We start from the raw sequence: 13,338 nt of genomic DNA on the forward strand, positions 1-13,338 counted from the left end.
ACAATACTAATTGGACATACAATCTATATTTCAGGGTATATGCCTTATCATTCTGCTTTTTCTGTCGGCATTTTTTTCCGGCATAGAAATAGCATTTATGGAGTTAAACAAGTTTCGCATAAAGAATCTTGTAGATAAAAATCCAAAAACAAAGAAGCTGTTATTCTGGCTGAAAAATCCTCACAAAGTTTTAACTGTTATTGCTATTTGCAACAATTTCGTCAATATAGCTGCCTCTGCAATAGCAACTTCTATAGCAATTACTATTGCAGCAAAACATGGTATGACTAATAGTGCAGGTGTCGGTATATCAGTCGGTGTAATGACGTTTCTGATACTGGTTTTTGGAGAAATTACACCAAAAAATTTTGCCAAAATCAATTATGAAGCCCTTGCGTTATTTGCTATAACACCTGTTAGAATTCTCACAAATCTCCTCATGCCAGTTGTAAGAGCGTTACTGTTTATAACAAAAATTATTATAAGAATGTTTGGAGGACGGATTGAGAAAGAACCTAGTATTTTAACAGGAGAAGAGCTTAAAAGCCTTATAAGTATTGGGAAGGAAGAGGGCGCAATTGAAGAAGAAGAGAAAGAAATGATCAACAGCATATTTGAATTCGGTGACACAATAGTAAGAGAAGTAATGGTCCCAAGGACTGATATCCAATCCATAGACCAAAACGAGAGTATTTCTGAAGTAATAAAGACGATCGTAGAAACACGTCATTCCAGAATACCAATCTATGAGGAAAACATTGATAACATAATAGGAATTTTATATGTTAAGGACTTAATTACTCGCTGGGAAAGTTACAAACAAGGAGAAAATATTGCATTAAAAGATTTAATTCGCACTCCATATTTTGTCCCTGAAACTAAGAAGGTAAAAGCCTTATTTGCGCTATTTAAGAAGAAAAGAAATCATATGGCAATCGTTGTAGATGAATACGGTGGTACGGCAGGACTTGTTACTATTGAGGACGTAATAGAGGAAATTCTCGGAGAAATAGAGGATGAACACGATCGCGAAGATGACCAATTTCAAGCTCTTGGCAATGGCGTGACTCTAATAGACGGTAGAACAAATATAGACACAGTTAATGAAGAGCTTGATATACAGATTCCTCAAGGGGACGACTATGATTCTATAGCTGGATTTATTGTAAATAGATTAGGCAGAGTTCCCAAAACGGGTGAAATAGTAAACTACAAAAATCTCAAGATAGTAGTTGCTGAGGCAGGGCCAAGACATGTAAGCAAAATAAAGATCGCCAGATTAGAACAAAAGGAAGATAATAAAAATGAATAAATTGCTTGCTAAACTAAGAGCGAATTTTATGGCAGGTATTTTAGTTATACTGCCCATTCTTGTAACCTATGAAATTGTCAAATTCATAATTGTAAAAGTAAAAGTGCTGCATTTTGCAAATGTTGTTACGCCTGAATGGATAGAGCATCCTATATATTTCAGATATATCACAATAGGGATAGCAGTGCTGGTAATACTGGCAGCAATCTTCATAATACTGACCGTTATCGGGATGCTTGCGAGGAATGTTATTGGAAAACGCTTAATCCTTTTTGGAGAGAGCGTTTTAGCAAGAATTCCAATGGTAAATAAGATATACAGAGCAGTTCAACAAATTAGTCATGCTTTTGTAGGCAAAGTAATTTTTACTCGTGTTGTTCTATTACAATACCCACGTAAAGGGATTTATTCTATGGGATTTGTGACTTCTGATACAAAAGGTGAAATAGGTTCTAAAATTTCCAAGGATTCAATTAACGTATTTCTGCCTACGACACCAAATCCAACCTCAGGATATTTATTGTTTGTACCTGAGAAGGATACAATTCCACTCTCTATGAGCGTTGAAGATGCCATGAAATTAGTGATTTCAGGTGGTGCAGTTACACCAAATTATAACAAATAAAAAATGCGGACTTTAAGGTTATGCACATTTTTAGTTGTATTAACATTAGTGACAATGTTTAGTGTAGGGGCAGGTTTGAAACCTGCCCTTTCAGAAGAAAAAATACAGGAGTTCTCACTTACTAAAACTGATGAAGTTAAGAAAAGGTGGAATTTAGAAGCAGAAAGTGCTGATCTATCTGGGGATCCCATAATAAAGCTATATGATGTTAAATTATCTATTTTTGAAGAACAAAAAGTAACAATTCACTTAACAGGAGAACAAGGAGATATCAATAAAAAAACTGAAGACATCCATCTTGAAAAAAATATTATTGGCAGAAGAGTGGATGGTACGCAAATAAAAACAGAATATATTGACTGGATGGCAAAAACAGAGACTTTTAATACAGAGGCTAAAGTTTTTATAACACGCAAAAACATAAGACTTACCGGGCATGGTTTAAGAGCAGATCCAGGATTTAAAACTATGTATATTAAGAAATTTCCTGTAATGGAAATAAGTAGGGAAGATACAAGTGAAAATTAAAAATTTTACCCTTATCTCTCTCATTTGCATTATATTCGGAGCTTCGTTCTCTATACAAGCTGCTGAGAACAATGAAAAAAAGAAGATAACGAGGATAACCAGTGACAGAATGGAAATGAATTGGAGCAAAAATGTCGCTATTTTCATAGGAAATGCACTGCTTGTTGACGAGGATGGCAAGGTAGAAGCAGATAGAATGGAGGTTTTTTTAGTCGCTTCAGAAGAAGACGAGAATAAAGAAGAGGATATTGAAAAAGTTATTGCTACAGGGAATGTCAAAATAACAACTCCTGAGAGAAGGACAAAATCTGGTAAAGCAGTATTCCATAAAAAAGAAGATATTCTCATACTCTATGATAATCCTGAAGTGTGGCAGAAAGGAACCTGTTTTACAGGGGGAAGAATTACCTTTGATCTTAAAAAAGACACTATGATTATAGATAAAGACGTTCAGGGCTCTCTTGAATCCAAAGAGACAAAAACAACAGAATCTCCTGAGGAGGAAGATGCAGATATTACAGACAAAAAATCTCATTAAAGATTATTCCCACAAGAGAGTAGTAAATAATCTAAGTATTCAGATTTGCAGTGGGGAAATTGTTGGATTACTTGGACCAAATGGTGCAGGAAAAACAACTACTTTTTACATGATTGCTGGTCTTATAAAACCAGATGGAGGTAAAATTCTTCTTAATGATGAAGACATAACATCCTGTCCTATGTCAGAGCGCGCAAGAAAAGGGCTAGGATACCTATCTCAGGAGCCTTCTATCTTCAGAAAACTCACTGTTAGAGATAATATTTTTGCAATATTAGAAACACTTCCTTTAACAAAAGAGGAACGTGAGAAAAGGTTACTTGAACTGCTTAATGAGCTTAATATTACTCATCTCAAAAATCGCAAGGCTTATACACTCTCAGGAGGAGAAAAAAGAAGAGTAGAAATATCAAGAGCCTTAGTAACCCGGCCATCTATTCTCTTGCTTGACGAACCCTTTACTGGAATAGATCCAATAGCTGTAGTTGATATACAGGGTATTCTCAAGGATCTAAAGAAAAAGGGCTATGGTGTGCTTATTACAGATCATAGTGTCAGAGAAACATTAGAGATTACGGACCATGCTTACATCATTCACGATGGTCAAATCCTCACCGCAGGAACTCCTAAAAAAATATTATCACACAAAGGAGCCCGCAAATCATACTTTGGGGAAGATTTTTCACTCTAATGAGTCCCTTTAAGAATTGCTCCCTGCGATGTTAGTTTTTTTCTTAACGCTTCTACTGATAATTCCCGAACATTAGTGTGATTTTGAAATGAGTATAAAGCAGCGGCTGTGCCAGCAGCCTCGCCGGTAGCCATGCATGTTCCCATCACTCTCACAGACCCATTGGCTTCACGCGTTGAAGAAAGACACCTGCCTGCAACAAACATATTTGCAATGTTTTTGGGGATGAGACAGTTATAAGGAATATCATATGAATGTCCATTTTTTACTGGAATTCGTGTCTGGTCTGTCCCGCTTCCGTGAATATCGACATGATGAGCCCCTTTTGCTATCCCATTTTTGACTTTCTTCCCTGAAATAACGTCTTCCGTCTTTAAAACATATTCTCCGATAATCCTACGGGTCTCTCTTATACTGATGCTATGGGCTATTCCAGACAGTTCGGAGTTCCTGAAACCTGGAATATGAATTTTGAGAAACTCTATAGCCGTTGATATTTGACGGGAAAGTGTAAAGAGAGAATTTGACAGGGTTTCAATATTTCTGGCATCAATACCAGAAACACGTGTGGTATTAAGTACTATTTCTTTTTTTCCCATGGAAGTTGGACTCATGAATATTGCACTACAAGGATACATGAGTCCTCTCCTGATTGCATCCCCAAGCAGTGTTCCTCTTGCTGAAAGTGCAAGATACGGATATCCAGATTCATACACTTTCTGTGCGCATTCAGCAGGAGTCTTTTTGAAAACAGGATTCTCAGCCAGTAATATTTCTTCAGGATTATCTCTGACAAACTCTAGTAGTGGTTTGAAGTTTATATTACTCATGCGGAAAATTAAGCTTATTGGCTGAAAATTCTTAGTGTCGCTTCCAGCTTCAGATTTGGCATTAGCCATCGCTGCAATATTACCATCTCCGGTCGCCTCAATAATCACTTTTGCCCTGATGCATCTTCTCTTGCCGCTTCTGTCCACAACAAAACATTCCTGAATCCGCCCATTGTCAATCGCTATATTATCAACAATTGTATGTAACAGGACATCAACCCTGTATTTTTCGAGTGTTTCAGCAATTACAAGCCGAAAAATGTCAGGATTTACACAGACACCCCATAAGGTACGCCAGTCGCAAATACAACCTATGTATCCACTCATTCTTTTACATGCATCTAGCAATTCACGAAGAACACCACCAACAATCCATTCACCCAGGGAATTGCAACATCCTAAGATCGGCAGACCACTTATCGTATCACCGCCAATAGCACCTCTGGATTCGACAAGCAATGTTCTCGCATTATTCTTAGCTGCAGCAATGGCAGCAGCTATTCCTGCAGCACCACCACCTATGACCAAGACATCATAATTCTTTATTTTTGATTTCATATTCATATTCTATCACTAAATTATCTTGATACCAGCATTAATCGCTGTTTTAAAGGCAAAACACCCAACAAGACATACCAAAACACCTCTTCAAGACAAATCTAGCTTAAAAACGCCTGATTCTATTATCTAAAATTCAGGAACCTTCAAGATAGTCTATTAAGTCTAGTAGTAGAAGGGGAAATATACAAATAGGCATTAGTTCTCATTTTTTACGTTCTATTCATAATTCCGTTTCAGATTAGTATATTCTTGCTAGAAAAAGACAGTGGGAGAGATTTTGATTATAGGATAACAAGATAGTTCTCAGTATCTAACATATTGAAATTAGGCATGTTATGTATTTTGAGTTAAAATATTACTTTATGTTATTATCTTGCAATGCAAACAAAAAGCTTTCTCTTTGAATATTTCTTTGTTAGTTTACATAAGATATCTTATGCGACACTGAATATTAATGATAAAATAAGCTCTAACTCTTTACACACAAAGAAGTTAGCTAATATTTGCAGACTTGTGAAGTTAATATTGCAAAACTTTTTTTGTTCGTAACTCTCTTAACAATAAGGAGTTATAAAAATTTAGCACTCTTAGTTAATCAATATAATGGATGTTTTCTCGCGGTTTGCGTACTCTAGTCTAAATTCTAATTAAAAATGGAATTTTCGTGGTAATTCAGAGTTTTTCAATATGGAAATGATAAGAAAAAGTGTTATAAACTTAGCCTAACTGCCTCTTGCCCAATAAGATGCCGTAATTTAATAAGCAAGTCCTTTTGTGGAGATATATGGATTTTTGGATCAGCCAACATAGTTACCTCTCCAGATTGAGGTATGAGTACATGTAAATAAACAATAGACTTTCCGGGATATTGAGCTAATAAATCTTTTAATTTTTGAAGTGTTTGCTCATCAAGGCCTGTACTTATAAGTTTGAGATGTATAGCTTTTGTCAGTTTTTCCTCTGCTTCTAAAAGCGAGATGATATCCGACGCAATTACCTTTGGCTGATCCTCTCTGAGATCAAGCCTTCCCTTTACAAGTAATAATTTGTCCACTTCAATAAGATTATCAAATTTCCCAAACACAGCAGGATAAACCAGAACGCTTATTGTTCCTTGCATGTCTTCCAAGGTAAATGCACACATGCGCTTTTTGTCTTTTTTGGTGAGGATCCCTTTCACTGCATTTATTATGCCACCTATATATATATCGTCACCATCCTGATGCTCAGAAACAAGCGTATTTGATGCTGTTGTAAAGGATTTAAGAGTATCTTCATGCTTCGCTAATGGATGTCCACTAACATAGAAGCCTAGTACTTCTTTTTCATATGCAAGGAGCTTACTTTCCATCCATTCTTCTACGTCTGCAAACTTATGAACATCTTCACGAAATTCCTTTTGTGATTCAAATACATCAAAAAATAGAGTCTGTCCACTCTGGGTATCTTTTTGTATCTGTTGACCGACTTCAATTGCATGGTCCAACGTATGCATAAGCTGAGCTCTTGGTCTGCCAAAATTGAACGCACCAGCCTTTATTAAACTTTCTATTACTCTTCTGTTTGCTGTGCGCAGATTAACACGTTCACAAAAATCATATAGAGACTTAAAATAACCGTGTAATTGTCTTACTTTAATAATAGAATCGATAGCTACTTCACCAACGTTTTTTATTGCTGCCAAACCAAAACGAATATTCTTCCCCTCTATTGTGAATTTAGCATAACTTTTATTAATATCGGGAGGTAATACTTTGATTTTCATATCGTTGCACTCACTTATATACAATACAATCTTATCTGTATTTTGTAATTCACTGCTCAAAAGAGCTGTCATGAATGCAACAGAATAATTTGCCTTAAAATATGCTGTTTGAAAAGCAATCATTGCATATGCAGCGCTATGAGACTTGTTAAATCCATATCCTGCAAAATATGCTATTAAATCAAAAACTTTAGATGCGACTTCTTCTTTTACCCCTTTTTTAATAGCACCTGATATAAATGCATTTCTTTGTTTATCATCCATTATCCCCTTTTTACCCATAATCCTACGCAGTGTGTCTGCTTCACCCATAGAAAAACCAGCAAACTCATTTGCTATTCTTATTACTTGCTCCTGATAAAGGATAACTCCATACGTCTCCTTCAATATGGATTCTAAGATAGGATGATCATATTTTACAGGACTCTTGCTATGTCTTCCCTTCACAAAAGTGTCTAACGCTCCTCCTTGCATAGGTCCAGGTCTGAACAAAGAAACAAGAGGGATCAGATCCTCAAAAGATTCAGGTTTTAGCTTTCTTGAAAGGTCGCGCATTCCAGGACTTTCCAGCTGGAACACACCTATGGTCTTCCCTTTAGAAATCAGCAGTGAAAAAGTATTCTTATCATCTAAAGGCAATTTGTCGGTTTCAATTTTTTTGTCATAATATTGTTCTATAAGAGCAATTGTGTTCTGAATAACAGTTAATGTCTTGAGTCCAAGAAAATCCATTTTTAACAGACCTATTTTTTCTAATGAGTTCATACCATATTGCGTGCTTATCTCTGTCTTATTACTCATGAACAAGGGTGTAAAATTAGTAAGAGACCCTTCTGAAATAACAACTCCTGCGGCGTGAGTTGAAACGTGTCTTGCCAGCCCTTCCAGAGACTTAGCAATATCCATTAATGTCTTCACCTGTTCATTCTTTTCTACCAGCTCTGGAATCTCTTTTTGCGTATCCATAGCGCTCTTTAAAGAAATATTAGGTCCGGAAGGTATCATTTTTGCAATTTTATCCACTTCTGCGTAAGGCATGTTCAAAACTCTACCAACATCTCTGATAACTGCTCTAGCTGCCATTGTTCCAAACGTTGCAATCTGCGCTACATTCTCTCTCCCATATTTTTCTACAACATACCCTATTACTTCCCCACGTCTTTCATAACAAAAATCTATGTCTATATCAGGTAGACTTATACGATCTGGATTTAAAAATCGCTCAAATATTAGACCATATTTAAGAGGATCAATATTTGTAATGTCCAGACAATATGCAACCAGACTCCCTGCAGATGAGCCCCTGCCAGGACCAACTGCTATTCCTTTACTCTTAGCATACTGTATAAAATCCCATACAATAAGAAAATAACTTGCATAATTCATTTTACTTATAACGCCTAACTCATATTCAAGCCTGTCAGTTATTTCTTTAGTAACATCTTGAAATCGTTTCTTACAGCCTTCTTTGGCTAATCTCTCAAGATAACTATGAGGACTACTTTCTTTTGGAACCTTAAAATGCGGAAGATATTTCTTAGAAAAATCCAGCTCTAAATTACATTTTTCTGCAATTTCAATTGTATTAAGAATCGCCTCAGGGGTCTCATTAAAGAGTTTTTTCATTTCATCAGCAGATTTAAAATAAAATTCTTCGCCTGAAAAACGCATCCGCTTAGGATTATCCAGCGTTGTGCCTGTTTGAATGCACAATAATGCCTCATGTGAAAGTCCATCGTGTCTCTTAATATAATGGCAATCATTCGTTGCCACTACTGAGATATTCAATGTTTTGCTGAATGATATAAGCTCTCTATTAATCTTTATTTGTTCTTCAATACCATGGTTTTGCAATTCTAGATAAAAATTGCCTTTGCCAAATATATCCTGATATTCAGAAATAAGTTTTTCTGCGCCATCCAACTGGTCACTGAGTATAAGATGGGGAATTTCCCCTTTCATGCAACCACTGAGACCAATTATGCCTTTTGAATATTCCGATAAAACCTGTTTATCAATGCGCGGCTTATAATAAAATCCTTCAAGATAGGCAATCGTTGCGAGTTTCAGAAGGTTCTTATATCCGTCTTCATCAGCAGCAAGGAGTGTAAGATGGAAGGCAGCTTCTTTTATTCCATGCAATGCCCTTTCCTTCCTATTTCCAGGGGCAACATATGCCTCATATCCAACAATTGGTTTAATCCCATGTTTCATTGCCTTATCATAAAATTCTATGGCTCCAAACATGTTTCCATGGTCAGTAATAGCCAAAGCCGGCATTTTGAACTCATGTGCAAGTGATATAATGTCATCCAGACGGCATGCTCCATCAAGCAAACTGTATTGAGTATGATTATGAAGGTGGACAAAACCTGAATGTTTCATACTTAATCCTTACTACTTAATTCTTAATCCTGTTTTAATAATGCACAGCGATAAGACACAATCCACAGGCAGGAACTGTTTCTCCTGCAAGGTTTCTATCCCTACCTGCAAGAACCTTCTTAATATTTTGGGGTTCAATACGACGCCTTCCTACATCGAGCAACGTTCCTACAATGATTCTAACCATGTTATATAAAAACGCATTCGCTGCAATCTCAAAAATAACCGCTTTTCTTCTTAATTTTAGAAAATTTGACACATTAAAATCAGTCCTGCTAATGGAAATCTTCTTTATTGTGCGCACAGGATTTTCGTTATCTGTTTTTTTGCACTGAAATGAACTAAAATCGTGCCTTCCAATTAGATACTTCGCTCCTTCACGCATCATAGATAAATTCAACTTATATGGGTAACTATAGAAATCCATTTGCCCAAAAACATGTTTATTATGGTCATTGCACACAACATAACGGTATATCCTCTGCTTAGCATCAAACCTTGGGTGAAAGTCTAAAGAAACAGATTCTACGTCTGTTACAGCGATATCTTGAGGCAGAACACTATTCAAAGCATCCTTGATTTGTGAAATCTTCATGTTTTTTAATGCGATAGCAGGCACTTTAAAACTTGCTACTTGGCCAATCGCATGAACGCCTGTATCCGTTCTCCCCTGCCCTATTACCTTTATTTCCTTTTTAAACAGCCTCCTAAGGGTTTCTTCCATAACGGATTGAACTGTAATCCCATTTGGTTGAATCTGCCAACCATGATAATTAGTTCCATTATAAGCAAGTGTAATTCTTATGTTTTCCATCAATTGCTATTTTACAATATAAGCTACAATTCTACAATTAAAACATTACCTTGATGGCTTCCCTCTTGATTTATGAACTATTCCCTTATCTCCTTCTTTCCGATTAGGACATTATCATTTTGGTGTTACATAGAATATGCGCATTTTTTTGACAAAAACAAGAGACCTTTGTTATAGTAGTGGCATGAAAATAGGAATCATAGGACTTCCTCAGGTTGGCAAGAAAATTCTATTTGAAGTTCTGACACAACAAAAATCCAACACACCAGATAATTCAAGAGACATAATCCCTGGTGTTGTAAGAGTAAAGGATCCCAGATTTGACAAACTTGTTTCCATGTATTCCCCTAAAAACGAGGTTCCTGCAGCAATAGACATATCGCTTCTTCCTAAAATAGAAAAGGAAACAGTATCAAGAGGAGAGGTATTTACAAAGATCGCAGATGTGGATGCACTTTGCCATATAGTCCGCTCATTTGAAAATGAATCAGTTTATCATGTTGAAGGTTCAATTAATCCTATTCGTGATATAGACACAATTAATTCCGAACTAATTCTAAATGATATGATATTTACAGAAAAGAGACTTGAAAGAATAGATAAAGAGCTTTCAAGAAAGAATGATATAACTAAAGAAAAAGATAAAGAAATACTTTTAAAACTAAAAGCTCATCTTGAGAAAGAGCTGCCTCTCAGAACTATGCCTCTAAATAAAGAAGAGTTTAAACTAATATTGGCATATCAGTTTATTTCTATGAAACCTATAATAATAGTTTTGAATATTGGAGAAGAAGATATAATAAATACGAGTCTTCTTGACTCTGTAAAGCGGAAATACAAAGATCAACAAATGGAGATAATACAAGTTTCTGCCAAGATAGAATCTGAAATAGCCTCTCTTCCAGAAGCAGAGCAAAAAGACTTTCTTTCTGAGCTTGGGATAGAAGAACCGGCAGTCAATGCTCTAACAAGATCATTTTATAAAACGCTTGGATTAATATCGTTCTTTACTGTAGGCAAGGATGAAGTTCGGGAATGGATGGTTAGGGAAAATTCAACAGCTCCTGAAGCGGCAGGGGTAATTCACACAGACCTGCAGCGCGGTTTTATAAGAGCGCAGGTTATTAAATACGAGGATTTAGTATCCCTTGGCACAGAGGCAAAAGTAAAAGAAGCTGGAAAATGCTATGTTAAAGGGAAAGATTATATTGTAGAAGATGGAGACATAATAGATATAAGGTTTAATGTATGAAATCAGTTCTGATTACAGGATGTTCATCCGGACTTGGGTTGTATATGGCTGAATCCTTGCAACAGGATGGATGGAAGGTGTTTGCTACTGCAAGAAAGGAAGAGGATATTGAGAATTTGAGAAGTAAAGGGATTGATGCTTTTTTTCTTGATGTAACAAATTCAGAGTCCATTGAAAAACTTGTTAAATATGTTTCTGAGAAAACGGATGGAAAGCTATATGCGCTGATCAATAACGCAGGATGCGGATATTCAGGAGCTCTTGAGGACATAACAAGAGACGCCATGCGCAACCAGTTTGAAGTCAATGTGTTTGGAGTGCATGAACTTACTAATCAAATAATTCCCACCTTCCGTAAAAACAAAAGAGGTCGTATTATTAATATAAGTTCTGCTGCAGGAAGATTCAGCACTCCGTTTATGGGAGCTTATTCAGCATCAAAGTTTGCTCTTGAAGCACTCTCTGACGCATTACGGCTTGAGCTTAGAAATACGGGTATAAAGATTAGTATTATTGAACCCGGCCCTCTTAAAAGCGATTTCAGTAAAAACGCCTTAGCCATCTTTCAAAACCAGGTCAATCCTCCTAAGAACAGTCATTACAAAGACATATACGAAAAAATGGGTAAATACAGGCAGACAAAAGAAACAAAAAAGAATATTCCCGGACCTGATGTTTTTTATAAAAAAGTTAAGCATGCGCTGGAAAGTAAGAGACCCAAAATAAGATATCCTGTTACTATGACCGCTTATCTTGCTTCATATCTCAAGCGTATTTTCCCTGACAGACTGCTGGACATTTTATTAAAACTTTATCTGAACAGGAAATATGGTAAGTTGTGATTTATAAGTCTAATTCTCCTTCTGCCTTGAATGCCCGCAGTTTTTTCTTTTTTGACTGGATTTTTTTTACTCTGAGAATTTTCTCTTTTGCTCTCTTTGATCTCTTGCGTTTTTGCCGCTTTATTTTGGCAATGCGCTTTGCTTCTTCGCTTTTCTTGCCTAATTGAACCTGTTCTATTTTATCAGCGAGTATTCTGCGGGCTAAGAATCTGTTGAGGACTTGTAGGCGTTCCTTCTGGCACTTGACCTCAATACCTGATGGAATGTGTTTAAGATAAACGCACGTTGAAGTTTTATTTACTTTCTGCCCGCCTGCGCCGCTGGAACGAACAAAGCGTTCAATTATATCCGATTCATTGATACCTAGCTGTTGCATTTTTTCATGGAGTCTTTTTTCTTTTACCTGACTTATTCCATACTTAGATAAAGCCATACTATATCCATTCACTTATTATTGGTCATTTATCATATTTATATGATAACATATTGCGAAATGAATAAAAAATATAACATTATAGCTATCTTCGTTTGCGCCGCGTTATTTTTAAGCGGATGCGCCATTTTGAAACTTCCAGGACAGATAATAGTTGTTGCAGGAAAAATAGTTGTAGTAACGTTGCAAACAACGGGCAAACTGATTACAACCACCGGAAAGGTTATTGCAACAGTGGTTAAGATACCCGGTGGCAGAAAGGTCATAAAACTTACTAAAGTAGGCAATGCCCTATTTGCCGATGCTGTTCTAAACAAGAAAGTAAAAACACAACTGGTTATTGACACAGGGTGTACTCATACACAAATATCCGCAAGAATAGCCAAAAAGCTGAAGATAAAAAAGAATGAAGGCGAAAAAGTTCTGTGTGAATTAGCAAATGGGCAGAAGGTAAAAGGCAGAGCAGTTAATATTAAAGAAATCAAACTCGGAAAAGTAAAAGCTTATAATGTAAGAGTTGTTATTCTTGACAGAGAGATATCGGGTGAATCTGATGGACTGCTAGGTATGTCTTTTTTGAATAATTTTATTTTTAAAATAGATACTGAAAAAAGTGAATTAACTCTGGAAAAGAGAAAAAAGCCCAATAGATAAAAAGCTCTTTATAAGAGTTAGTTATGAAAAGATCAGAAAAATTTCTAGTGTAAACTTTTTCTCTTTTTTCTCGTCTAACATGATAAAGTGCATACAATGAGTTCTATA

At 36.1% G+C, this 13,338-nt stretch carries 12 protein-coding genes; 8 read left to right on the plus strand and 4 right to left on the minus strand.

Features of this window, described 5'->3' with window-relative positions:
* Nucleotides 1–10: 10 nt before the first annotated feature.
* From KKC91_00280 to lptB, 5 genes are read left to right on the plus strand one after another with little or no spacing between them, the layout of a single operon-like run.
* Nucleotides 11–1,312: a hemolysin family protein gene (locus KKC91_00280; protein ID MBU0476994.1), complete on the plus strand. Its 1,302-nt coding sequence runs from the start codon at nucleotides 11–13 to the stop codon at nucleotides 1,310–1,312.
* Nucleotides 1,305–1,937: a DUF502 domain-containing protein gene (locus KKC91_00285; protein ID MBU0476995.1), complete on the plus strand. Its 633-nt coding sequence runs from the start codon at nucleotides 1,305–1,307 to the stop codon at nucleotides 1,935–1,937. Before KKC91_00280 ends, KKC91_00285 begins: the two co-directional genes overlap by 8 nt.
* Nucleotides 1,938–1,991: 54 nt before the next feature.
* A complete protein-coding gene (gene lptC / locus KKC91_00290; protein ID MBU0476996.1) occupies nucleotides 1,992–2,465 on the plus strand; it encodes an LPS export ABC transporter periplasmic protein LptC in 474 nt (157 codons plus the stop codon).
* Nucleotides 2,455–3,003: a hypothetical protein gene (locus KKC91_00295; GenBank protein MBU0476997.1), complete on the plus strand. Its 549-nt coding sequence runs from the start codon at nucleotides 2,455–2,457 to the stop codon at nucleotides 3,001–3,003. The genes lptC and KKC91_00295 overlap by 11 nt, the downstream gene beginning before the upstream one ends.
* Nucleotides 2,972–3,694 (plus strand): LPS export ABC transporter ATP-binding protein, encoded by a 723-nt coding sequence (lptB, locus tag KKC91_00300; GenBank protein MBU0476998.1) that lies wholly within the window; start codon nucleotides 2,972–2,974, stop codon nucleotides 3,692–3,694. Before KKC91_00295 ends, lptB begins: the two co-directional genes overlap by 32 nt.
* Here lptB and KKC91_00305 read toward each other — a convergent pair.
* The 3 genes from KKC91_00305 to truA all read right to left on the minus strand — a co-directional run bounded on the left by KKC91_00305 (nucleotide 3,691) and on the right by truA (nucleotide 10,049).
* Nucleotides 3,691–5,082, minus strand: coding sequence for an FAD-dependent oxidoreductase (locus tag KKC91_00305; protein MBU0476999.1), 1,392 nt, complete (start codon nucleotides 5,080–5,082; stop codon nucleotides 3,691–3,693). The genes lptB and KKC91_00305 overlap by 4 nt on opposite strands.
* A 712-nt stretch (nucleotides 5,083–5,794) precedes the next feature.
* Nucleotides 5,795–9,235, minus strand: coding sequence for a DNA polymerase III subunit alpha (locus tag KKC91_00310; protein ID MBU0477000.1), 3,441 nt, complete (start codon nucleotides 9,233–9,235; stop codon nucleotides 5,795–5,797).
* A gap of 34 nt (nucleotides 9,236–9,269) precedes the next feature.
* Nucleotides 9,270–10,049: a tRNA pseudouridine(38-40) synthase TruA gene (gene truA / locus KKC91_00315; protein ID MBU0477001.1), complete on the minus strand. Its 780-nt coding sequence runs from the start codon at nucleotides 10,047–10,049 to the stop codon at nucleotides 9,270–9,272.
* 184 nt (nucleotides 10,050–10,233) lie between these two features.
* Between truA and ychF the strand changes: the two genes are divergently transcribed.
* Both ychF and KKC91_00325 read left to right on the plus strand, forming a co-directional pair.
* The gene (ychF, locus tag KKC91_00320) at nucleotides 10,234–11,301 is read left to right on the plus strand and encodes a redox-regulated ATPase YchF (protein ID MBU0477002.1); all 1,068 of its coding nucleotides are present in this window, start codon (nucleotides 10,234–10,236) and stop codon (nucleotides 11,299–11,301) included.
* A complete protein-coding gene (locus KKC91_00325) occupies nucleotides 11,298–12,143 on the plus strand; it encodes an SDR family NAD(P)-dependent oxidoreductase (protein ID MBU0477003.1) in 846 nt (281 codons plus the stop codon). Before ychF ends, KKC91_00325 begins: the two co-directional genes overlap by 4 nt.
* A 1-nt stretch (nucleotide 12,144) precedes the next feature.
* On the opposite strand, the gene KKC91_00330 is transcribed toward KKC91_00325, so the two are convergent.
* Entirely contained in the window at nucleotides 12,145–12,576 is a 432-nt protein-coding gene (locus tag KKC91_00330) for a peptide chain release factor-like protein (protein ID MBU0477004.1), read from the minus strand.
* Between the two features lie 60 nt (nucleotides 12,577–12,636).
* On the opposite strand from KKC91_00330, the gene KKC91_00335 reads away from it, so the two are divergent.
* Nucleotides 12,637–13,230 carry a retroviral-like aspartic protease family protein gene (locus KKC91_00335; protein ID MBU0477005.1) on the plus strand — a complete coding sequence of 198 codons (594 nt, stop codon included), beginning with the start codon at nucleotides 12,637–12,639 and terminating at the stop codon, nucleotides 13,228–13,230.
* Nucleotides 13,231–13,338 lie beyond the last annotated feature (108 nt).

The organism is bacterium (assembly GCA_018812485.1).
Classification (GTDB): domain Bacteria; phylum JAHJDO01; class JAHJDO01; order JAHJDO01; family JAHJDO01; genus JAHJDO01.